The organism is Streptomyces sp. NPDC033216 (assembly GCF_055577115.1).
In genome coordinates this window covers 149,917-172,322 of the sequence record NZ_JBVIQK010000014.1, presented here as the reverse complement: position 1 = coordinate 172,322, position 22,406 = coordinate 149,917, and the positions used below count along the sequence as shown (strand labels likewise).

The 22,406-nt window shown below is 72.2% G+C and carries 17 protein-coding genes and 2 pseudogenes; 9 read left to right on the top strand and 10 right to left on the bottom strand.

The features are described from left to right. Position 1 precedes the first annotated feature (1 nt). The gene (locus ACZ5Y0_RS24660; RefSeq protein WP_469130850.1) at positions 2-400 is read right to left on the bottom strand and encodes a VOC family protein; all 399 of its coding nucleotides are present in this window, start codon (positions 398-400) and stop codon (positions 2-4) included. A gap of 150 nt (positions 401-550) precedes the next feature. Here ACZ5Y0_RS24660 and ACZ5Y0_RS24655 point away from each other — a divergent pair, with 150 nt between their 5' ends. Both ACZ5Y0_RS24655 and ACZ5Y0_RS24650 read left to right on the top strand, forming a co-directional pair. Further along, on the top strand, positions 551-1,156 hold the full coding sequence (locus ACZ5Y0_RS24655; RefSeq protein ID WP_469130849.1) for a hypothetical protein: 606 nt from the start codon (positions 551-553) through the stop codon (positions 1,154-1,156). Between the two features lie 128 nt (positions 1,157-1,284). Then, positions 1,285-1,953 (top strand): ThuA domain-containing protein, encoded by a 669-nt coding sequence (locus tag ACZ5Y0_RS24650; RefSeq protein WP_469130848.1) that lies wholly within the window; start codon positions 1,285-1,287, stop codon positions 1,951-1,953. Positions 1,954-2,202: 249 nt separating this feature from the next. Here the strand turns inward: ACZ5Y0_RS24650 and ACZ5Y0_RS24645 are convergent, their stop codons facing one another. Together ACZ5Y0_RS24645 and mmuM are read right to left on the bottom strand one after the other, a co-directional pair. Further along, the gene (locus ACZ5Y0_RS24645; protein ID WP_469130847.1) at positions 2,203-3,267 is read right to left on the bottom strand and encodes a LacI family DNA-binding transcriptional regulator; all 1,065 of its coding nucleotides are present in this window, start codon (positions 3,265-3,267) and stop codon (positions 2,203-2,205) included. A gap of 441 nt (positions 3,268-3,708) precedes the next feature. Next, positions 3,709-4,710 (bottom strand): homocysteine S-methyltransferase, encoded by a 1,002-nt coding sequence (gene mmuM, locus ACZ5Y0_RS24640; protein ID WP_469130846.1) that lies wholly within the window; start codon positions 4,708-4,710, stop codon positions 3,709-3,711. Between the two features lie 129 nt (positions 4,711-4,839). On the opposite strand from mmuM, the gene ACZ5Y0_RS24635 reads away from it, so the two are divergent. From ACZ5Y0_RS24635 to ACZ5Y0_RS24625, 3 genes are all read left to right on the top strand, one after another. Next, positions 4,840-6,237, top strand: coding sequence for an APC family permease (locus ACZ5Y0_RS24635; RefSeq protein WP_469130845.1), 1,398 nt, complete (start codon positions 4,840-4,842; stop codon positions 6,235-6,237). Positions 6,238-6,462: 225 nt separating this feature from the next. Beyond that, complete coding sequence (locus tag ACZ5Y0_RS24630) at positions 6,463-6,633, top strand: hypothetical protein (RefSeq protein WP_469130844.1); 171 nt, start codon at positions 6,463-6,465, stop codon at positions 6,631-6,633. Between the two features lies 1 nt (position 6,634). Beyond that, positions 6,635-8,047 carry an RICIN domain-containing protein gene (locus ACZ5Y0_RS24625; protein WP_469130843.1) on the top strand — a complete coding sequence of 471 codons (1,413 nt, stop codon included), beginning with the start codon at positions 6,635-6,637 and terminating at the stop codon, positions 8,045-8,047. 27 nt (positions 8,048-8,074) lie between these two features. Here the strand turns inward: ACZ5Y0_RS24625 and ACZ5Y0_RS24620 are convergent. Further along, positions 8,075-8,413: pseudogene (locus ACZ5Y0_RS24620) on the bottom strand (polysaccharide lyase family protein); the annotation flags it as partial. A 168-nt stretch (positions 8,414-8,581) separates the two neighbouring features. On the opposite strand from ACZ5Y0_RS24620, the gene ACZ5Y0_RS24615 reads away from it, so the two are divergent. Both ACZ5Y0_RS24615 and ACZ5Y0_RS24610 read left to right on the top strand, forming a co-directional pair. Continuing rightward, positions 8,582-9,631 carry a rhamnogalacturonan acetylesterase gene (locus tag ACZ5Y0_RS24615; RefSeq protein ID WP_469130842.1) on the top strand — a complete coding sequence of 350 codons (1,050 nt, stop codon included), beginning with the start codon at positions 8,582-8,584 and terminating at the stop codon, positions 9,629-9,631. Positions 9,632-10,097: 466 nt separating this feature from the next. Next, a complete protein-coding gene (locus ACZ5Y0_RS24610; RefSeq protein ID WP_469130841.1) occupies positions 10,098-10,466 on the top strand; it encodes a VOC family protein in 369 nt (122 codons plus the stop codon). 40 nt (positions 10,467-10,506) lie between these two features. On the opposite strand, the gene ACZ5Y0_RS24605 is transcribed toward ACZ5Y0_RS24610, so the two are convergent. After that, a complete protein-coding gene (locus tag ACZ5Y0_RS24605) occupies positions 10,507-11,079 on the bottom strand; it encodes a TetR/AcrR family transcriptional regulator (RefSeq protein WP_469130840.1) in 573 nt (190 codons plus the stop codon). A gap of 192 nt (positions 11,080-11,271) precedes the next feature. On the opposite strand from ACZ5Y0_RS24605, the gene ACZ5Y0_RS24600 reads away from it, so the two are divergent. Next, positions 11,272-12,402, top strand: a complete 1,131-nt coding sequence (locus tag ACZ5Y0_RS24600) for a hypothetical protein (RefSeq protein ID WP_469130839.1) — start codon at positions 11,272-11,274, stop codon at positions 12,400-12,402. Between the two features lie 113 nt (positions 12,403-12,515). On the opposite strand, the gene ACZ5Y0_RS24595 is transcribed toward ACZ5Y0_RS24600, so the two are convergent. The 5 genes and pseudogenes from ACZ5Y0_RS24595 to ACZ5Y0_RS24575 all read right to left on the bottom strand — a co-directional run bounded on the left by ACZ5Y0_RS24595 (position 12,516) and on the right by ACZ5Y0_RS24575 (position 20,794). Continuing rightward, entirely contained in the window at positions 12,516-13,862 is a 1,347-nt protein-coding gene (locus tag ACZ5Y0_RS24595) for a jacalin-like lectin (RefSeq protein WP_469130838.1), read from the bottom strand. Positions 13,863-14,173: 311 nt separating this feature from the next. Next, on the bottom strand, positions 14,174-14,668 hold the full coding sequence (locus ACZ5Y0_RS24590) for a hypothetical protein (protein ID WP_469130837.1): 495 nt from the start codon (positions 14,666-14,668) through the stop codon (positions 14,174-14,176). Between the two features lie 132 nt (positions 14,669-14,800). Continuing rightward, positions 14,801-17,607, bottom strand: a pseudogene (locus ACZ5Y0_RS24585) (glycoside hydrolase family 2 TIM barrel-domain containing protein). Positions 17,608-18,121: 514 nt separating this feature from the next. Next, positions 18,122-19,366, bottom strand: coding sequence for an ROK family protein (locus tag ACZ5Y0_RS24580; RefSeq protein WP_469130836.1), 1,245 nt, complete (start codon positions 19,364-19,366; stop codon positions 18,122-18,124). Between the two features lie 183 nt (positions 19,367-19,549). Continuing rightward, complete coding sequence (locus tag ACZ5Y0_RS24575; RefSeq protein ID WP_469130835.1) at positions 19,550-20,794, bottom strand: FAD-binding protein; 1,245 nt, start codon at positions 20,792-20,794, stop codon at positions 19,550-19,552. Between the two features lie 143 nt (positions 20,795-20,937). On the opposite strand from ACZ5Y0_RS24575, the gene ACZ5Y0_RS24570 reads away from it, so the two are divergent. Next, positions 20,938-22,278: a radical SAM protein gene (locus tag ACZ5Y0_RS24570; protein WP_469130834.1), complete on the top strand. Its 1,341-nt coding sequence runs from the start codon at positions 20,938-20,940 to the stop codon at positions 22,276-22,278. Positions 22,279-22,406: the final 128 nt, after the last annotated feature.

The window sequence follows — 22,406 nt, the reverse complement described above, 5'->3', positions numbered from 1 at the left end:
GCTAGGGGCGGGGCAGGGGCGCGAACAGGTCGACTCCGTGACCGTCCGGGTCCTGCACGACGGCGTACCGCTGACCCCAGAAGGCGTCCCACGGCTTCAGTTCGCCCTCGTACCCCGCCCCCACCAGTTCCCCGTACACCGCGTCGACCTCGGCCGGATCCTCGCAGCGCAGTGCGAGGGACTGCCGGCCGCCTCGGGAGGGGGCCCGCCAACCGGGATGGAAGGAGCGAACGGTCTCCTCGGTGTCCAGCAACATCCGCAGCCCGCCCGGCAGAGCGGCCTCGGCATGCGGCTCCCGCTCGGCGTCCTCGGGGAACGCGAAGCCGAGCCGACGGTAGAAGGTGACGGAGGCGGCCATGTCGGAGACGACCAGGCCGATGGCATCGAATCGTGGACTCATACGGCCACCGTAGGCAGGGCCGCGCGAGGGGTCTTGAAGGAAACGGACACACCGTGTCCGCCACATCCGTCCGTCCGCCGGTTGCCCGAGATGACGCGCCCGCCCCGAACGCACCGCGACTGTGGAACACGTGTGCGGCAGGATGGCCGCATGATCCGTACCGTGCGTCTGCTTCCCGCGCTGCTGCTGGCGCCCGTTGCGCTGACCGCCTGCGGCAGCGAGCGGGCCGGTGACGCGGACCCTGCCGAACTCGCCTCCCGCGCAAGGGCGTTGGGGATCGCACCGGAGCTGGTGTATGCCACCGAAGCCCCCGGCCACACCCTCGCCCAGCAGTCCGTCGGCGTGTACGGCGGCGACGGCTTCTCCGCCACCTACGTCTCCCGGCGGAAGGGGACACAGGTCCGGCTCACCGTCGACCGGGGCACGATCACGGCCGCCACCTGTGAACAGCAACCCGGAGCCGATTCCTCCACCACACCCGTCACCTGCGCGCGGGACGGTGACGGGTGGTACCGCAGCTCCGGGCAGTGGGCGGAGTACGCCGTCCCGAAGCAGGACTTCGTCATCCGCGTCGGCGGCACGGACGTACCCAGAGACGTTCTGCGACAGGCCGCCGAGCACCTCCACCGCCCCTCCGCCGACGAACTCGACACCCTCCTGCCCTCCGCACCGGCCGGCGGTGAGCCGGTGGAACGCGGCGACCTGCCCCCGGTCGGCGACGGAGCCCCGGACAACGACGTCGACGCGGGCGGCTGAGACGTCCACCCGGGCAGGACGACGAAGCCGGTGGTGGGCCGCGTCGCCCATCCCCCTCCGTGTCGGCCGGGGATCTCGCGCCGACCGTGGCCCCGGCGCGCCCTCCGGCGCGCATAAGCTCGGGTGGCATGACCGCCCGTCTGCTCGTGTTCACCCGGACCACCGACTACCGCCACGACTCCATCCCGGACGCCGTCGCCGCCGTACGCGCGCTGGGGACGTACGCCGTCGACCACACCGAGGACCCGGCGGCCCTGGAAGCCCCGCTGGACGGCTACGCGGCCGTGGTCTTCCTCTCCACCAGCGGTGAGGTGCTGACCCCGGCCGGGCGGGAACGTCTCGCCGGGTACGTCGACTCCGGCGGCGGCTTCGCCGGGGTGCACGCGGCGGCCTGCACCGAGTACGACTGGCCCTACTACGGCGAACTCCTCGGCGCCCGCTTCGCCCGCCACCCCGCCCTCCAGCCCGGCAAGGCGCTCGTCGAGGACCGCGACCATCCCGCCACCCGCCACCTGCCGGCCGTCTGGGACTTCACCGACGAGTGGTACGACTTCCGCACCAGTCCCCGAGGCCAGGGCCGAGGACGGGGCCGCGTCCGCGTGCTGGCCACCGCCGACGAGTCCTCCTACGACGGGGGGCGCATGGGCCCCGACCATCCGCTCGTCTGGTGCCGCGGACAGGGCGCGGGCCGAGTTTTCTACACCGCTCTCGGACACACGTCCGAGGCCTACCGGAACCCCGAGTTCGTGGCCCATCTGGGCGGCGGGATCGGATGGGCGGCCGGGTTGGACCAGTGAGGCGTTCGGCGTCGGTCCGCGCTGCGTGCCGACGAGCGCCCGCGCGTGGACCGGGGACGCCGCCCGCAGCGTCCTGACCGGCATGATCTTGCTCCGTGCACGGGCACCCGGGCTGTGGGCTCGCCCCGGCCGGCCGCCTCGACGAGCGACGCGGCGGTGCTGAGGACCCGGTCCTGCCCTGCCCGCCGGCGGACGGGCCCGACCGTCTGCGCCCGCCCGTGCCGACGGAGGCGGCCGCCAAACGAGGTCTCACCGCCGCGGCCGCCTTGGCCTGCGCCCCGGCGGTGCGGTGCTCGCTCGCTCCACCAACCGCGTGGACAACTCCGTGCGTGTCCCCTCCGGGCGTTCGCCGTCCATCATCCGTACCAGCAGCCGCAGGGCCGTCGCCGCCATCTCGGCCAGGGGCTGGCGGATCGTCGTCAGTGCCGGAGTGGTCCAGCGGGACTCGGGCAGATCGTCGAAGCCGACCACGCTGACGTCGTCCGGGACCCTCAACCCGCGTTCCGCCAGAGCCTCGTAGACACCCAGTGCCATACCGTCGGAGCACACGAAGACGCCCGTCGGCGGCTCGGGCAGATCGAGCAGCTCGCGCATGCGGTGACGGGCCGCGGACTCGTCGAGCCCGCCGTGGCGGACGTAGTCCGGACGGTGACCGAGGCCCGCCGAGGCCAGGGCGGAACGGTATCCGGCTACGCGGGCGCTGCTGCACGTCCTGCGGCGTGCTCCGGCGATCACCGCGATCCGCTCGTGACCGAGGGCCAGCAGGTGCTCGGTCGCCGTCACGCCGCCCTGCCAGTTCGCCGCGCCCACCGACACCACGCCCGGCGGCGGCTCCACCACCGGGTCGATCATCACGAACGGGATCCGGTGCTGCTCCAGCCACAGGTACGGGAACTCCGCCAGCTCGGCGAGGTTGAACAGCACGCCGGCCGAGCCGCGCGTGGTGAGCTTGTCCAGCCAGCCGCGTTGCGCACGGCCTTCCCGGGTACGGGACAGCGCGGCCGAGACGACCACGTCCAGGCCCGCGTCGTGGGCCGCCTCCTCCACGCCGTGCAACACCGCGCCCGACCGGGAAGTCGCCAGGGAGTGCACCACGAGATCGACCAGCCGGGGCGGTTTCGTCGGGTCGAAGCGGGGTCTGCGCACGTAACCGAGCCGGTCCAGCGCCTCGGTGACACGGCGTCGGGTCTCGGGCGCCACGTCCTCGCGGCCGTTGACCACTTTCGAGGCGGTGGGCACGGACACCCCCGCCTCGCGGGCCACGACCGCCAGGGTCGGCCCGGCCGCCACGCGCGAACCGCCCGTGCGGACCATCCGGAACCACCTCTCCGGCCCGCCTGGGGCCAGCGAACGTTCGACCACCGCCCTGCCGGAGCCGATCCTTGACCGACGGCTCACAGAAAGCGCTTGCTATCCTAGGTGTGCCTCAGCCCGGCGTGAAGACGTAGGAAACGGTTCCGCGGACGGGGGAGCGGACGACCAGGGGCCCCTCGGCGGTGGCCGAGTACGACGGACGCACTTCGCACGGGACGGCGTCGTGTTCGCCCGGTCGCCGACCGGCCGGGCGTCGAGGGTCACGGACCGCCCCGGGCGTTCCCGTCGACCCGGGCGCCCGCACGGTGCCGAGCTGCGCGCCCTCGTCCGCCGCCCGCGTCGACCGGGGGAGTGGGCCGGGACTGACCCCCGGCCTGTCCCGCCGCCCCGGCCGCCGACCCACCTGCGCCCGTGGCCGGCGCCGCGACGGACCCCGGCCGGTTACGCCACCGTCAGCGTCCGCGCGATCGACGCGACCGCGTCCGGGCCCACCCGGCAGCAGCCGCCGATCAGCCGGGCACCCGAGTCCCGCCAGGCGAGGACCTGTTCGGGGGCGAACGTGGAGCGGCCGCTCCAGGCACGCGCCCCGGCGTCCCAGGCCTCACCGCTGTTGGGGTAGACGACGACCGGCTTCCCGGTCACCCGCGTCGCGGTCCTCACGGCGCCCTCGACGTCCTCGGGGGCACAGCAGTTGACGCCGACCGCGATCACCTCGTCGGCCTCGGCGGCCAGGGCGAACGCCTCCTGCAACGGCTGCCCCGCACGGGTGCGACCACCCGCGACGCTGTACGACAACCAGACCGGCACGCCCAGGCCGCGCACCGCCCGCAGCAGCGCCTCGGCCTCCTCGGCGTCGGGCACGGTCTCCAGCGCCAGCACGTCCGGTCCGGCGGCCGCCAGCACCTCCAGGCGAGGCCGGTGAAACCGTTCCAGCTCCTCCACCGTCAGCCCGTAACGGCCCCGGTACTCGGAGCCGTCCGCGAGCATCGCCCCGTACGGCCCCACCGACGCCGCCACCCACAACGGTTGCCGTACGCCCTTGTCCCGGGCCTGCCGGGCCGCGTCCTGCGCCAGTTCCACGCTCAGCGCGAGCAGGCGGGCCGCCTGCTCGCGGCTGATTCCGCGCTTGGCGAAGCCCTCGAAGGTGGCCTGGTAGCTGGAGGTGATCGCCACGTTCGCGCCGGCCTCGAAGTAGCCGAGATGCGCCTCGGTGATCGCCTCGGGCCGCTCCGCGAGCAGTCGCGCCGACCACAGCTCGTCACTCAGATCGTGTCCCGCGGACTCCAGCTGGTTCGACATGCCGCCGTCGAGGACCACGGCCCCGGCGGCGAGCGCCCCGGCGAGGGAGGGGCGGTGCGGGGCGGAACCGCGCGCCGGGGAACCGGGGGCCGGCGTGCCCTGCGCGGCAGGTCCGGGCGGGGTGGGGGTGTCGCTGCTGCTCATGCCCCGACGCTAGTCGAAGCCGTCCCGGACAGGCCGACTGTGTCCATCAGATGAACAGAACGCCCACCATGTGGGACGCCGGGCTACGATCACGGTCCCCCGCCCCACCGCACCCCGTACGGACCCGTCATGACTGTCCCCAGCACCACCGAAGCCACCGACACCGGCCCCGCGCCCGCTCCCCGCCGTCGCGGCTTCGGCCTCACGGCCGCCACCGCCCTCGTCATGGGCAACATCATCGGCGGCGGCATCTTCGCCCTGCCGGCGGCGGTCGCCCCGTACGGAACGGTCAGCCTGCTCGCCTTCGTCGTCCTCTCCGTGGCCGCGCTCCTCCTCGCCCTCCTGTTCGGCAAGTTGGCCCGTCGCAGCCCGGTCACCGGCGGCCTGTACGTCTACCCGCGCGACGCGTTCGGCCCCTTCGCCGGCTTCCTGTCCGCCTGGTCGTACTGGACGATGTGCTGGGTCAGCATCGCCGCGCTCGCCGTCGCCGTCGTCGGTTACGTCGACGTGCTGATACCACTGCACGGCGATCACGCCCTGGAAGCGGTCGTCGCCCTGGCCGCGCTGTGGCTGCCGACCGCCGCCAACTTCGCCGGCACCCGCTGGGTGGGCACGGTCCAGATCGTCTCGACCGTCCTGAAGTTCGTTCCGTTGCTGGTGGTCGCCACGGTCGGTCTGTTCTTCATCGACGCCGACAACTTCGGGCCGTTCAACGCCTCCGGGAACAGCGTTCCCGGCGCGCTCGCCGCCTCCGGCGCGCTGCTTCTCTACAGCTTCCTCGGCGTGGAGTCGGCCGCCGTCAGCGCGGGCGAGGTCGACGACCCCGAGCGCACGGTCGGCCGGGCGGGCGTCCTCGGCACACTGGGGTCCGCGCTGGTCTACCTCCTCGGCACGGTCGCTGTCTTCGGCCTGGTCCCGCACGAGCGGCTCGTCGAATCCGGCGCGCCCTTCGCCGACGCCGTGAACGCGATCACCGGCGGCACCTGGGGCGGCACCGCCATCTCCCTGGTCGCCGTCGCCTCCATCGTCGGCTGCCTCAACGGCTGGATCCTGCTGGCCGCCCAGATGCCGTACGCCGCCGCCCGCGACGGACTGTTCCCGCGACCGTTCGCCCGCGTCGGCAAGGGCGGGGTGCCCGGTTTCGGCGTGTGGGCCGTGGCCGTCCTCGGCACGGTGCTCATCGGGCTCAACTACACGGCGGGCCCCGACAGCACGTTCCGTGTGCTGGTCCTGATCACCACGTTCACCGGCTGCGTCCCGTACCTGCTGTCCGCCGCGGCCCAGCTGTACTGGCTGGCCCGCGGCAGCCGCGAACGCGTCCGTCCCGCGGGTCTGGTCCGTGACGTCGTGGTCGCCGCCCTCTCCTTCGCGTTCTCCTTCTGGCTGATCGCGGGAGCCGGTTACGCCGCCGTCTACCAGGGCGTGCTGTTCCTCTTCGCGGGCATCCCGGTGTACGTGTGGCTGCGCGGGCGCCGGGAGGCGTCGGAGCCGTCCGCGCCGACCGAGGTGGCTGGTCCTGGCGCGTGACCTGTGCCGCCACCCCGGGCCACGGGACCCACGAGGCACCCGCCGGGTCCCAGGTGCCGACCGAAGCCATTGCCGGGCCGGCCCCAAGGTTTGGTGAAAGGGCTTTCCCCCTTGTGTCGCCAGACCCGTTGACCTCTTCGTGACGCGCCCTTACCTTTTCGGCGTTCGTCATTCCACATGTCGTTCGCAGTCTCGAACATCTGAGAAGTCCTCGAGGCGGCGAACGTGCCCCAGGCGAGAGGCAGCCGCGTGCAGCCCACCCCCTCGTCCTCGACCGAGCCGACCCCCAGCCCCAGGTCCACCGCCGCGCCCGCCCCCCAGGTCTTCCCCCGGGCATCGGACGGCACCCCCGACGTCGGCGTCCCCCTCGCCGGCACCGCGAAGGAGAGGGCGTGACATGAGACGTGCGTACGCGATCCTGCTCACCCTCTGTCTGGCGCTCACCGGCGCCCTCGCCACCGCGGGTCCGGCCCAGGCCGCGCCCCAGACCATCGCCAACGGCACGCGGTTCACCGACACTTCCGGCAACCCCGTACACGCCCATGGCGGCGGTGTGCTCAAGGTCGGGAACTACTACTACTGGTTCGGCGAGAACCGCAACGCCGACAAAACGTTCCGGTACGTGGACGCCTACCGTTCCACCGACCTGAAGAACTGGGAGTTCCGCAACCACGAACTGACCGAGGCGAGCGACCCCGAGCTGGCCACCGCCAACATCGAGCGGCCGAAGGTCATGTACAACGCTTCCACCGGCAAGTTCGTCATGTGGATGCACAAGGAGAACGGCACCGACTACAGCGAGGCTCGTGCCGCCGTCGCCGTCTCCGACACCGTGGACGGCGACTACGCGTGGCGGGGCAGCTTCCGGCCGCTCGGCCTGCACATGTCCCGCGACATCACCGTCTTCGTCGACACCGACGGAACCGGCTACATGGTCTCCGCGGCCCGCGAGAACTACGACCTCCACATCTACCGGCTGACCGCCGACTACACCGGCATCGCGACTCTGGTCGCCGACCCCTGGCACGGCGGCCACCGGGAGGCCCCCGCCCTGTTCAAGCGCGGCAACGTCTACTTCATGCTCACCTCGGGCGCGACCGGCTGGAACCCCAACCAGCAGCAGTACGCCACCGCCACGTCCCCGGCCGGCCCCTGGTCGGCGATGGCGAACGTCGGTGACTCGACGACGTACGGCTCGCAGACGGCGTACGTCCTGCCCGTGCAGGGCGGTTCTGGCACCTCCTTCCTCTATCTGGGCGACCGTTGGGGGAATTCCTTCGGCGGGACCGTCAACGACTCCCGTTACGTGTGGCTGCCGCTGACCTTCCCGACCTCGACCTCGATGTCCATGGCCTGGGCCCCGGAGCTGACGATCGACACGGCCGCGGGCACGGTCACCGGCACGAGCGCCACGTACGACACGCTGGTCGCCCGGCACTCCAGCAGGTGCGCCGACGTCACCAGCCAGTCGCTCTGGCAGGGCGCGCAGATCAAGCAGTACGACTGCAACGGCGGCGGCAACCAGAAGTACTGGTTCAAGCCGGTCGGCGGCGGCTCCTACCAGCTGGTCGTCAGGAGCAGCTCCCTCTGCGTGCAGGAGAACGCGAGCACCGTCACCCAGGAGAACTGCAACGCCTCGGCGACCGCCCAGCAGTGGTCGCTCACCGCGTCCGGCGGCTACGTCAGCGTCAGGTCCCGCGCGAGCGGCGAGTGCCTGGACGTGAACGGCGCGTCCACCGCCAACGCCGCGGCCGTGATCACGTACGCCTGCAACGGAGGCACCAACCAGCAGTGGACGCGCGGCACATGACCGGCCCTCAACGGGCCGCGCCCGCGGGTCGGTCGCGTCGAACGCGGTCCCAGGGCTGAGGCAACCGGTCGTCCCCGAACCGCTCACCACGCTGATCCTCAGCACGTGGTACTGGCCGGTGTCCGTCCGCCAGGCGCTCGCCGGAAGGCTGTAGGTGAAAGTGTGGTCGCCGCCCCGGTGGGACCCGTCGGCCGGTGACCGCGTGCCCGGCTGGGTGGGCGGGCGGGACGGCCGAGGCGCGGGTTTCGTTGACGACGCCCCGCGGCCGGCCGTCGGCGCAGGCCGTCGTCACGCCGATGCGCGGCGTCCGCGCGGCGGCGGCCCGGGCCGCGCGGTGAGGCGGAAGGACACCGGCAGGCCGCTGTGACGTCACCTCCGGAGGTGGCAGGGCAAGGGCTGAATCGATTCTGTGAAAGGGGTTCTCACGCATTGCGGGTCGGTGCTTGGGCGGATCGAGCGCTGGATCTAGAAAGCGCTTGCCGGAGGCGATACGGTCCTCCGCCAGGTTCTGTTGCCGCGACCGAGGAGCCGCAAGTGAGACGTTTCACCCCAGCCGTGCTGGCGGCGTTGACCCTGACCGCCGCCCTGACGGCCGTACCCGCCGCCCAGGCCGACGACGGCCGGCGCCCGGCGCCCGGCGCCGCGGCCTGCACCCCCACCGCCTGCCACTTCGATGTCCCGCCCGGCACCTACGACGTGAAGGTCCTCCTCGGTGGCGAGGCCGCGTCCAGCACATCGATCGGCGGCGAGACCCGGCGGTCCCTGCTGCCCGAGACCGCCGTCCCGGCGGGGGAGCGCGTCGCCCGCAGCTTCACCGTGAACGTCCGCACCCCCGAGGGCGAGCCGACGGGCGCCGACGGCGCTCCCGGCCTGGATCTCGTCCTCGGCGGCTCGGCGCCCGCTCTCGCCGGCATCCGCGTCACTCCCGCCCGGCACACCCGCCAGGTCTTCCTGGTCGGCGACTCCACGGTCTGCGACCAGCCGGGCGATCCCTACTCCGGCTGGGGCCAGCAGCTCCCGCGATACCTGCGAAAGGGCGTCTCCGTCGCCAACTACGCGGATTCCGGGGAGAGTACGGTCACCTATCTGGGGAACCCGCAGCTGTGGGCCACCGTCCAGCCACAGATCCACCGCGGCGACCTGGTGTTGATCCAGCTCGCCCACAACGACAAGACGACCGACGAGGCGACCTACCGCGCGAACCTGGAGACGCTGGTCGCGGGGGTCCGTGAGAGGGGCGGCGAGCCGGTCCTCGTCACCCCGATCGTGCGCCGCTGGTTCAACGCCGACGGCACTCTGAACAACGGTACGGCCCTGCTGGTCAACGGCCTCGGCGTCGACCACCCCGCCGTCGTCCGCTCGGTCGCGGCGGCGGGGGAGGTCCCGCTGATCGACCTCACGGCGAAGACCAAGGCCGTGGTGGAGTCCCTGGGCGTGGAAGGCTCCAAGGCGCTGTACCTCTACAACGAGAAACGGGACAACACGCACACCTCCGTGCACGGTGCCACCGTCTACGCGGGCCTGGTCCGTGACGAACTCGTCGCCCTGCGTCTGGTGCCGCAGGGCCTCGTGCGGGTGGGATAGACCCCTGGGGGCGCCCCGACCGGAACCGGGACGCCCCCAGGCTCCGCCCCCCCGGCCGGCGGACCGTCGCCGCCCCGGTCCCTGGTCCGTCCGCCCGGGTACGGAAGGGAAGGCGGCCACCGTGCCCGCGCGTGAGGGTGTACGGATCACCGGCGCGGCGGGGACGCAGGGGTGACCTCGTCGGGCGTGGCCGCCGGGCTGCCGGTCCTCAGGGCTCGAGGCGGGCCACCTCCCAGGGTCGCCGGGCCGGCGGGCGGCGCGGACACGGCGGTGGCGCGTGACGCGCCGTGAGGTTGTCGCGAACTGCCGCTGCCTTCGGGGCGCACGAGGAGGCCCGGTCGGCGACTTGTCGCGGGAGGCGGCTGCCGGTCGGCTGGGTCGTCCACCCGCACCGGGGGGTTGCCGTCGGCCGGACGGAGGCGCGTTCTCCGTTGCCGCGCGTCGACGGTTGCACAAGAATCCGCGCATGACTTCCAAGATCCGGCACATGACGATCGACAGCGCGGACGCGTACATCCTGGCGAGTTTCTGGTCCGCGGCCCTCGGCGAACCTCTCCACGCGGACGACGACCCGGGCGACGAGGAGGCGCTGATCGAGGGTGCCGGTCTGCTGTTCGTGACGGTCCCCGAGCGCAAGACCACGAAGAACCGCATCCACGTCGACCTCCAGCCGCAGGACCGCACCCGCGACGAGGAGGTGGACCGACTGCTGGCCCTCGGAGCCACCCTCGTCGCCGATCGCCGCAATCCGGACGGCACGGGGTGGGTGGTCCTCGCGGACCCGGAGGGCAACGAGTTCTGCGTGGAGCGGAGCGTGGCGGAGCGGGCGCTCTGAAGGCTCGACGGCCGGCTCCGCCCGGCAGGCGCCTGTGCGGCTACTGTCCGCTCGGCCAGTGCGTCAGGGCCGTGTGCAGGGCTGCGACCGCCTTGTCCCACGAGCGCTGTACGTCGCGGGGCGCGCCGAAGCCTCCCCCGGCCTCCAGGGTGCAGTAGCCGTGGAAGGTGCTCCGCAGCAGACGCACGGCGTCGGTGAGGTCGGGTTCCTCGAGGCCGTACGCGCGGAGCATGCCGTAGGTGATGTCGGCGGTGCGGCGGAAGGACGGGGCCTCGGCGGTCACGGTCCGGTCCATGGGGATCTGGGTGGCGGCGTACCGTCCCGGATGCTGTAGCGCGTACTCGCGGTAGGCGCCCGCGAAGGCCGCGAGGGCCTCCTTGCCGGAGCGGCCCGCGACGGCCGGGGCGATCCGGTCGATCATCTCGGCGCCCGCGTACAGCGCGAGGCGGGTCCGCAGGTCCTGGATGTTCCTGACGTGGGAGTACAGGCTCGCGTCCTTGACACCGAAGCGGCGGGCCAGCGCGGAGAGGGTGACGTTGTCGAACCCGGCCTCGTCTGCGAGGTCGGCGGCGGCCGCGACCAGACGGTCCGCGGTGAGGCCGGCTCGGGGCATGGAGGGCGCCTTGTCCGTCGGGGGCCTTGGTGGGTCGGGGAGGATCCTAAGGGCTGTCTCGATGGGGCCGCTGCACGGCGCATACGGCGTGATCATGGTCACTGTCCGCGGCGGCAGCGTGTGAGCTGCCCGCGGAAGCGCTGAGATCGTTCGGAACGTCCCCACTCGTGAACACCGGGAAGGCACGCACAAGTGATCGGCAGATCCCCCGAAGAGTCCGGCAACGACGGCTCGTCCATATCCGACGAGGCACTGCGGGCATTCCTCCAGGAGAGCGAACGAGGCGCGGCCGGTTCCGCCCCGAAGGAGCCCTCCGCCCGTGCCCGCATGGTGACCGAGCGGCTGCGTCAGCTCGACGCCCGCGGCGAGGCGCCTCAGCCGTGGCGAGGCGGCCCGGCCCCGCGCGACCGCCGCCGACGGCGGAAGGCGTGGCCGTTTCTGGGTGTCTCCCTGGCCGTCTGCGCGCTGGCGGTGTCCCTGAAGCCGTCGTTGCTGCCCGGCGACCCCATCGGATCGGGGCGGCCGAACGCCGTGACGGTCTCGCCGCTCCCGGCGGAGACCGCCGCTCCCACCGCCGCGCCCGCCCCGGCACCGAAGGAGGTCCCCACCCTCGACAGGCCGTTCGCCGGCTCGCCCGCGCTCGGCTGGGCCGACGGTGCGGCCGGGATCGTCCCGCCGACGGCCGAGGCGGTCGGCTCGGTCCCGAAGGAACGCGTCGCGCAGGCGCTGCAACTGACCAGGAAGCTTCTGATCGGCGCGAACCTCGACACCGGCACCCTGCGCGGCCGACGCCCCGAGGCCGCGCTGGCGGTCCTCGACCCGGTGCAACCGCACCTCCTCGACGACCTGAACGCCTCACTGCGTTCCCCGGACGAGGAACACGACCCCCTCAGGCTGTTCAGCCGGTTCGATCCCGAAGAGGTGCGCCTCGTCGGCGAGGTGGTCAAGACGCGCGGGCGCATGACGTTCACGAGGGGCAAGTACGCCGGTGTCGCGGTGCACGCCGACTACACCTTCGTCTATCCGGTGTCCCGAGCCGACGGCAGCACCGAGGTGACGCGCACGATCGTGCGTCGCGTCGTCGACGCCGAACTCCCCGACCCCGCCGAGTACGACGTCACCGCCGGCCGACTGACCCTCGTCAAGTACAACGGCGACCTCGGCAACGACGCCTGCGACGTCCATGACGGCTTCCTGCATCCCCTGTTCCCGAGCGCCGAGTCGACGGGGCCGTCGCCCACGGGCCCGGCCAAGGACCCGTACGACCGCAGCAGGAGTTTCGAGGAGAGCCGCCTTGACTGCGGCACCCTGTCCCGCATCTGACGGTCCACGGTGTCCGCGTCCGGGGCGGCGCCCGTACCCCGTTCCCGTCCGTGACCGCTCAGCCCCGCCCCCGCCTGCCCGGAGGTGTGGGCTGCGGCGCTCCGGCCACGGGCTCAGCCGACCGGTGCGTACACCACGCCCAGCTTGTCCACCTCGGTGGCCGCCCGGCCCGTGAAGCCGACGATCTGCCAGCCGGACGGGGCGGTGAAGGTCCTCGTGTCGGCGGTGGCCGTGCCGGTCGACAGCGTACGGCCCCTGTCGGTGGTGAAGGACGCCGAGAAGACGCGGGTACGTCCGTTCTTCTGACCCTGCGTCAGCCTGACGGAGGTGAGATGTTCACCCGCCGCCAGGGTCAGTGAGGCGGCCGTACCGCCGCTGCCGCCGTGGGTGAGGGTCGTACCGCCGTCGTGGGTCAGGGAGACGGCGTCCACGCGGGAGCCGCCGCGCAGCGTCAGGGTGCGGGGAGCCGGGGTGGCCGGCAGGTCGTCCGCGTCGTTGAACGCCGTACCGTGGGGGCCGCCGAAGAAGTCGCTCGCCCGCAGGCCGGAGTCGAGGGCGTAGGAGAAGTCCACCGTGTGGGGGAAGTGGTCGGAGAGGTTGCCGCCCGCGGCGTCCAGGAAGGACGCCCACGCGTTCTGGTAACGCACGGCGTCGAGGGACAGGAGCCTGCTGCCGCGGTAGAGGACCTTGTCCACCACCTCGCAGTCGTTCGCCGGGGCGGTCGTCGGGCAGAGCAGCGCGTCCGCGCCCTGCGCCGGCGGTGTACCGCCCTTGACGAGCTTCACCCACGGGTCGGTGAGCCCGTTCTCGGTGACGAGGGTGCGGATGTTGTCCTCGGCGCGGGTGTAGCGCGTGTTGGTGTCACCCATCACGATCACCGCGTTGCCGGACGAGTTCGCCTGGATGAAGTCCGACAACTGCTCGATGTTGGCCCTGCGGGCGGCCATCGCGTCGTCCGTCGAGTCGGCGTTGGTGTGCACGTTGTACAGGTCCAGGAAGACGCCTTCGGCCAGCCGTACGCGCGCCAGCGAAAAACCCTTCGGCGTCAGGCAGTTGGTGCCCGTGCAGGCGTTCCACCGCACCCGCTCGAAGTCCTCGAAGGCGTAGTCGGAGAGGGTGTTGAGGCCGTCACCGAAGGGCACGCCCCCGCTCGTCGCGGTCCGGTGGGGGTGCTTGTCACCCGCGTACAGCGCCGCGTGGTAGTTGAAGTCCTCCTGGACGTTGACGATGTCGTACGCCCCCAGCCGCGGCGAGATCAGGGGGGTGTTGGTCGCCGGGTGGCCCGAACTCAGGCCCTCGGGCAGACCGGCCACGTTGTAGGTCAGCACGTTGAACGAACCGGTGGGGGCCGTCGCGGCGGGTGCGGCGGAGGTGGCGGCCGCGGGCGTCGCGCCCGTGCCCGCGAAGCCGGTGAGGGTGAGTGAGGCGGCCGCGAGCGTGCCGAGGAGTCGTCGTCTCATGGTGGGGGTGTCTCCCGGTCGGGGCGGACTGCATGAAAGGTGAACTCTGCTCATGTTCGGTGGCGATCAGTCTGATGGGAAGGGACAGTCGAGGGAACAGTGAGGGACGGGGCGAGCGGGTGGAGGCGTACCGTCATGTCGATCCGCAGGGGCACCGGCGGTGAACCGGTCCTCGCGGTGCCCGCCAGGGCGGGCACGCCGGTGACGTCCGAGGTGCCCCGTCCGACGCCACCCGCAAGGGCGACACCCAGGCGACAAGACCTGGGACGACCCGCGCGGCAAGAGACGCCCCGCCGCGCGGACCACTGAGGTCAGCGCCGCTTGCGGCGGGCCCGGCGCGGTCGGTGCAGCGTGTCCAGCTCACCGACCGCCGCCCGTACGTGCGCAGCGTCCGGCATGTCACGGCCGCCCGCACACCACCACACCGAGCGGCCGTCCTCCTGGCGCGCGTGCATCCCGATGCCGTGCTCGGCGCAGACCGGCCAGACCTGCCACAGACACTCCACCACGGTGTCCTGCGCGGCCTCGGCGACCGCCGCCGGCACGCCGGCCGGATCGGCCGTGGAGCCGTACCGGAGATCGTTGCCGTGCCAGCGGCCGTCGGGCAGCGCGACGTGCACGTGCTCGCGCTCGGTGTCGTCCTCTTCCCAGGCGGGCAGGGCCAGCAACCCCAACGGCCCCCGGTCCGGCAGCAGCGCGTCCAGGTCACGGTTGACAAGCGCCAACGCCTCCTCCCACAGCGGGAACTCGCCGGGCATGACGGGGCGGGGCCGGGGGATGCCGCAAGGGTCGTTCACACAGGTCATCGTCGGCGACTGATCCCGCCGACGGTAGCCGGTTTCCGTGAGAAGGGACCCCGGTGCCGTGGCGGCAGACCGGGCACGGCCCTGACGGCCGGGTCGTGGCCCGGCCGCCAGGGGAACTGCTGGGCCGCCGGTTCAGCCGGTCTCCGTGAACACGAAGGAGAACACGGCGGGGCCGGCGTTCAGGAAGTGGCGCGGCAGCGGGCCGGGACCGCAGGACTGGGAGCCGATGCCGTGCTGACCGTGATCGAGGTTGACCCACACGGTCGGTCCGGGCGTCAGGTCGGTGCGGTGCCGGGCCGCGTCGAGCTGTTCGTTCGTCCAGCGCCGGGCGCTGAACCAGAACTCCGGGTCGCCCTCGACACGCAGTCCGCCGATCTCCGCCCAGCGGACGTCGGCACGGGCGCCGTTCTCCTGTGGACGGACGTACGGCGTCTGTAGATCGTCCACGGTCGACTGCCAGCGACCGACCATCGACGCCGCCCGGGTGTCCGGGTACGCCTCGCCCGGCCCGCCGCCGAACCAGGTGACCCGATCGGCCTCGGCGAGTCCGAAGCGGATGCCCAGCCGGGGCAGCGGCAACGTCCAGTCCCCCTCGGGTGACACGGACACCGTCAGTTTCAGCCGGTTGCCGTCGGACGTCCAGCGGTACACCGTGGCCAGGCCCACCTCGCGGGCCGCGGGCGCCACCCGGGTCCGTACCGTCAGCGCCTCGTCATCCACATCGACTGCGTCCACCCGGTGTCGCATGCGGTGCAGGCCCAGCTTGCGCCACAGCACGCCGTAGCGGGTGTCCGGCTGCCACTCGGCGCCGTCGTCGTTGTCGGTGGGCGCCCGCCACACATCGAGGCGCAGCCCTTCGAGGGACACCCCGCCGATCGAGGTCGGCGCGCCGGTGCGGGCGTCGAAGACGGCCGGGCCGAGGGTGGTCAGCCGTTCGCCGGCCACGGGGGCGTCGGCAGGGACGACGACCGGCCTCCGAGGGGCGGCCGCCGTGAACTGCCCCCACGCCACCGGATGGCCCTTCGCCGCCCACGCGGTGTCGTCCGCCAGCAGCGCCCGCACGGTCCACGACGTCTCGGCGCCCCGCGCGTCCACCGGCGGTTCCGGCAGCTTGACGTCGGCCGCCTCGCCCGGAGCCAGGGGCGGCACGTCCAGCGCGCCGGTTCCGACGGTCTCGCCGTCCACCTGGTACGACCATGCGAAGGTGAGGGCCGAAAGGTCGGCGAAGTCATGGGCGTTGGTCAAAGCAGGCCGTCGCAGACGAAGTTCCCGTCGTGCAGCTCCTCGCCGAAGTCCCCGCCGTACGCGTAGCCGTACCGGCCGTCCTCGATGCCGTGGTCGATCCACTCCCACACGAAGCCGCCCTGGAGGCGCTCGTGCGCCTCGAACAGGCGCTGGTAGTCGGCGAGTCCACCGGGGCCGTTGCCCATGGCGTGGCCGTACTCGCACAGGATGAAGGGCAGTCGGCGCCGCCTCGCCGAGCCGCCGTCCAGGCGCCGGCCTATGCGCTCGACCTCGTCGTGGAAGGCGTACATCCGCGAATACATGTCGGTGTCACGGCAGTCGAGGTCACCCTCGTAGTGGACGAGGCGCGAGGTGTCGCGGCCGCGGATCCACTCGGCCATGGCGGTCAGGCCGCGGCCGGTGCCTGCCTCGTTGCCCAGCGACCAGATCACCACCGACGGATGGTTCTTGTCCCGTTCGACCATGCGGGCGGCTCGGTCGAGGAGAGCCGGGGTCCATCGGTCGTCGTCGACGGGGTTGTCGCGCCAGTCCTGTTCGACGAAGCCGTGGGTCTCCAGGTCGCACTCGTCGATCACCCACAACCCGTACTCGTCGCACAGGTCGAGGAAGGCGGGGTGCGGCGGGTAGTGGGAGGTGCGGACGGCGTTGATGTTGTGCCGCTTCATCAGCAGCACGTCCTCGCGCATCGTCTCCAGGTCGAGCGCGCGGCCCCGCACGGGATGCCACTCGTGCCGGTTGACTCCCCTGAACAGCACGGCCGTGCCGTTCACCTTGATCAGGCCGTCGTCCAGGGACACCGTGCGGAAACCGATGCGCAGCGGGATCCGCTCGCCCTCGGTCGCCAGCTCGCCCTCGTACAGCCGGGGCGTCTCCGCGCTCCACGGCTCGACGGGGACGGTCACCGGTCGGCCCGTCGCGACATCGATGTCCAGGGCGGGCACGGTCACCCGCCCGTCGACGTCGGAGTCGACGCGCAGGGTGCCCTCACCCGTCACGTGGTCGTAGGAGGCGTGCACGAAGAAGTCGCGGGCGCTGCCCGCCGGGCGGTGCAGCAGGGTCACGTCACGGAAGATGCCCGGCAGCCACCACTGGTCCTGGTCCTCCAGGTACGAGCCCGCCGACCACTGGTGCACCCGGACGGCCAGCACATTGCCCGCAGGTTCCAGCAGATGGCCGACGGCGAACTCGTGCGGCAGCCGCGAGCCCTTGAACTCGCCGATGTCCGTGCCGTTCAGCCAGACCCGGGCACAGGACTCCACCCCGTCGAAGCGCAGGACCGCGTCGCCCTCGGTGAGGGCGGGCCACTCCTCGGGCAGGTCGAAGACCCGCAGATGATCGCCCGTGGGGTTCTCGGTCGGCACCCGTGGCGGGTCGACCGGGAAGGGGTAGAGGTGGTTGGTGTAGACGGGGGATCCGTGACCCTGGAGGACCCAGTGACCGGGGACGGCGACCTCGGCCCAGTCCCCTGCGTCGTAGCCCGCGGCGGCGAACGACTCGTCCTGCGCGTCGGCCGTCGCCGACAGACGGAAGCGCCAGCTGCCGTTCAGTGAGAGCGACATGGCGCTCGACGACGGGTACCAGGCGCGGGGCGGGAGGGCCCCCGTGCCGGGCGACACGTCCTCGACGTAGGGGACGGCCGAGGGAGAGCCCCCGGCTCGGGCGACGCCGGGGGCGGAGGAGGTGCGCAAAGACATCGGTCTCCTTGCTCAGCCCCTGATGCCGGTGGGCGATCCCCTGCACCAGCCGGCGCTGGACGAAGAGGAACACCGACAACGGGGGCACGATGGATGCGGCCGTTCGAGTACGGCTGCGGCTCGTACGGCATCGGCGCCCATAGGCTCCGAAGGTGTCGCGGGCGGGACGCTAGCCTTCGGACAAGGCTTCGGCAAGGGGTTGGACGAAGTCTGTCCAGCAGTTGTGCGGCGTTCGAAATGCCGGACGCGAGGAATGTGAGTGGCGGGGACGGTCCGCGCGATCACCTCGGGAAGCCGTACGGGGGCGCCCTCCCAGGGGCGCGACCGCACGGCGCCCCGGGGGACGGCCGGCCGGCGCCCTCCCGAGCCGCGCCGCGCGACGCCGCCGTCGAGACCAGGACGCTGCCGCGCGGCGCCGGAGGCAGGCCGCCCCGTCCCGGCCGTCAGAGGGAGGACGCACGGGTGCGTGCGGGCCGCGCGCCTTCCGCTGCCCGTCGCCCGCCTCCCGCTCTCCTCAGGTTATCGGTGCCGTACGGTTCCTGACGGCCGCCTGGCGCCGCGTGTTCCGTTGCCCCACCGACTCCAGCGTCCCTTCGAGGGCGAACGTCGCCGCGCCCAGGCAGACGGGGTCGGTGGGAATCGGCGAGAGAACGATCTCCGTGGAGGCCAGCGGGCGCCGCAGCGCATGTCGGGCGACCGCCACGCGCACCTCGTCGAGGAGGGGCTCGCCGAGCCGGGCGGCGACCCAGCTGCTCAGCACGACGACCTCCGGGTTGAGGAGGTTGACCAGGTCGGCGACGCCCGCGGCCAGATAGCGGGCGGTGTCCCGGACCACCTCGGCGGCCACCGGATCGCCCTCGGCGACCCCGCGGGCCAGGGCGTCGACGGTGGCCGTCTGGTCCTCCGGATGCAACAGCGGGCTGCGAGGGCTGAGTTCGCGGAGATTCTGCATGATGCCGGGCGCTCCGACGTACGTCTCCACACAGCCGTGGTTGCCGCAGTGGCACAGCCGCCCGTCGAGCACGAGCGTGGTGTGTCCCCACTCGCCGGCGCTGTTGCTCACCCCCCGGTGCAGTCCGCCGCCCAGCACCAGCCCCGCGCCGACCCCGGTGCCCAGGTTGACGACCACGGCGTCCCCGTGTCCGCGCGCGGCGCCGAACCACAGCTCGGCCACCGCGCAGGCACGCAGCGGGTTGTCCAGATAAAGGGGATAGGGGATGTGTTCGGAGAGCAGGTCGAGCAACGGCACCTCGTGCCAGTTCCAGTTGGGCGCGTACTCGGCGATCCCGCTGTCCCGGTCCACCTGGCCCGGCACGCTCACGCCGACACCGAGCACCCGGGCCGCCTCGACGCCGGCCTGCTCGACGACCGAGCCGGCGGCCGCCGCGACATGGGCCACGACCTGCTCCGGGTGGCTCCCGCCGGGGCGGATGTCCTCCTCGGCGCGGGCCAGCACGTTCAGCGCGAGGTCGAACAGCTCGACATGGACGTACGTCTCCGCGATGTCCACACCGATCAGCGCGCCCCCGGCGGCGTTGACGGCCACCAGGCCGCGGGGCCGGCCGCCCGCCGAGTCCTCGAAGCCGACCTCCGTGATCATGCGCAGGTCGAGCAGCTCGCCGACCAGGGTGGCGACGGTGGCGAGGCTGAGGCCGGTGGCCGCCGCCAGCTCCTGCCGGGAGGTCGGGGACCTGGCGATGATCTGGCGCAGCACCTCGTAGCGGTTCGCGGTACGGATGTCACGGGAGGTGCGCTTCACCGCGGAGCCCCCCTCTCTTCCATGTCGGCATGCCGATGGACCGATGGACCGATGGACCGATGTGCCGCTGTGGCCGACGTGGCGGGGCCGGTTCGGCACCGGCGCGGCGTCAGGCTATGGGGTGCCCGTGGCTTCGGCAAGCGGTTAGGAAAGGGGGTTGGCAAAGTGCGGCCGACCGGTGGCTCACCCGGCGAGGACGTCCCGTACGAAGGCGTTGGTGAACGTCCCGGCCGGGTCCAGCTCCCGGACCAGCGCCCGGAAGTCGTCGATCCGCGGATACCGGCCACGTATCTCGGCGGCGGGCAGTCGGTACACCTTGCCCCAGTGCGGCCGGGGCCCGAACGGCTCCAGTACGGCCTCCAGCTCCCGCACCACCGGCAGTACGGCAGCGGTGTCGTCCACCCAGGTGAAGTGCACGGCGACGGAGTCCCGCCCGTGGGCCGGGCTCAGCCACTGTTCGTCCGCCGCGATCGTGCGCACCTCGCAGATCTGTAGTACGGAGGCGACCGTCTGCCTAATACCGTCGATCGCATACACGATGTCGGCGGCGTGCTCGCGGGGCAAGAGATACTCGCTCTGCAACTCGGTCCCACTGCTCGGGGTGAACTCCGCGCGGAAGTGCGGCAACCGCTCGTGCCACGGTCCCGGCACCCCGAACTGCTCCGTGCAGTTGACCGCGGGCATCCCCGGCACCGGATGCAGTGCCTCGGTGGCGGGCGCCGCCCACGGGAAACCGGCCAGGGGCTGGTCGGTGCGCCGCTTGAGCCACACCTGCCGGAACCCGGGCGCCCGCCAGTCGGTGAACAGGCTCACGCTGTACGCGGCCGCCGCGACGGTCTCGAAGTCCCACCCGTCCAGAGGCAGCTCGGTGAACAGATGCTGCTCGACCTCGAAGGCCGGCTCCAGGTCGAGGGTGAGCGCGGTGACCACGCCGAGGGCGCCCAGTGAGGTGACGGCCCCGCCGAACCGCTCGTCCTCCCGACCGATCACGAGCGTCGACCCGTCCGCCGTGACGATCTCCACCTCCCGCACCGGCGCCGCGAGGGGACCGTTGCCCACCCCCGAACCGTGCGTGCCGGTCGCCACCGAGCCGGCCACCGAGATGTGCGGCAGCGAGGCCATGTTCGGCAGCGCCAGCCCGTGCGCGTGGACCCGTCGGGCCAGCTCGGCGTACCGCACCCCGCCGCCGACCCGCACGGTCCGTGCCGCGGAGTCCACCTCGACCTCGGCGGGCAGCGCGCCCAGCGACAGCAGCACCCCGTCCGCGCCCGGCTCGGCTATCGCGTTGAAGGAGTGCCCGCTGCCCAGCACGCGCACCCGCGGGCTCGCCGCCACGAGCGAGCGCAGCGCGTCGAGCGAGGCAGGACGGTGCAGCTCCTTGGCGGCGTACGTGATGTTGCCCGCCCAGTTGGTCACGGTCTCGGCCATGCCGTCGCCCTCCCGAGGAGATCGAGAACCAGGAATTCCCAGGTGGAACCTACCGTGCCCACAGCACGAGACCCCCGCCCCCACCCCCGCGCGAGCGGGGGCATACCGTGAGGAGTCGTACGCCTGAGTCGGGAGGAGAGACGATGGGCAGCCGTACCGCGCTGGTCGAGGATCTGATGGAGCGGTTTCCGCATGTTCCGCGGGAGGCCGTCTTCAAGGAGGACCTGCTGCGCGGGGGCGTGGCCTTCGACCCCTCCGCGCTCAGCGACAACGAGGGGGGCGAGGTCAAGCCGAAGTCGTACTTCATCTTCTCCTTCGACCACGGCACCCTCCCCGAGCTGGGCGAGGCCGCGCTGCGCCGACCGCCCGAGGAGATCATCCTCACCGGTGGCCCCTACGACCTGCGGCGCACGGTCGTCTCGGTCCGGGTGAACCCCGCCTCGCCGTACCGGGTGGCGGCCGACGAGGACGGCATGCTCGGCCTCTACCTCGACGGGAAGCGGATCTCGGACGTCGGGGTGCCGCCCATGCCCGAGTACTACCGGCACAAGCTCTCCAACGGGAAGTCCGTCATGGAGGTCGCCCCCACCATCCAGTGGGGCTATCTGATCTACCTGACCGTCTTCCGGGTCTGCCAGTACTTCGGCGCCAAGGAGGAGTGCCAGTACTGCGACATCAACCACAACTGGCGCCAGCACAAGGCCGCCGGTCGTCCGTACACGGGAGTCAAGGACGTCGAGGAGGTCCTCGAAGCCCTGGAGATCATCGACCGCTACGACACCGCGAAGGTCTCCACCGCCTACACGCTCACCGGCGGCGCCATCACCAGGACGGTCGCCGGGCGCGACGAGGCCGACTTCTACGGTCACTACGCCAAGGCCATCGAGGAGCGCTTCCCGGGCCGCTGGATCGGCAAGGTCGTCGCCCAGGCCCTCCCGCGCGACGACGTGCAGCGCTTCAAGGACCACGGCGTGCAGATCTACCACCCCAACTACGAGGTCTGGGACCGCCGGCTGTTCGAGCTGTACTGCCCGGGCAAGGAGCGTTACGTCGGCCGCGACGAGTGGCACAAGCGCATTCTCGACTCGGCGGAGATCTTCGGCGCGCGCAACGTCATCCCCAACTTCGTCGCCGGTGTGGAGATGGCCGAGCCGTTCGGTTTCACCACGGTCGACGAGGCGATCGCGTCCACCACCGAGGGCCTGCGCTTCTTCATGTCGCACGGCATCACACCGCGGTTCACGACCTGGTGCCCGGAGCCGACCACCCCGCTCGGCAAGGCCAACCCGCAGGGTGCGCCGCTGGAGTACCACATCCGCCTGCTGGAGGCCTACCGCGCCACGATGGACGAGTTCGGCCTCGCCTCGCCCCCCGGCTACGGCCCGCCCGGCCCCGGCCGTGCCGTCTTCTCCGTCAGCTCCTTCATGGACAGCCTGCCGGCGAACCAGCCCTCGGCCACGGAGGACGAACCCTCGAGCGTCTGACGGACCCGCGCCGGGAGAGAAGGCTCCACCGCGTTGAGTCGCAGGGCGGTCCGCGTCCGTACCGGAGGACGAGAGGCCCTGGTCCAAGGCCGCGGCCGCCCTCATCCGACATCTGAACAGGGCGCTTG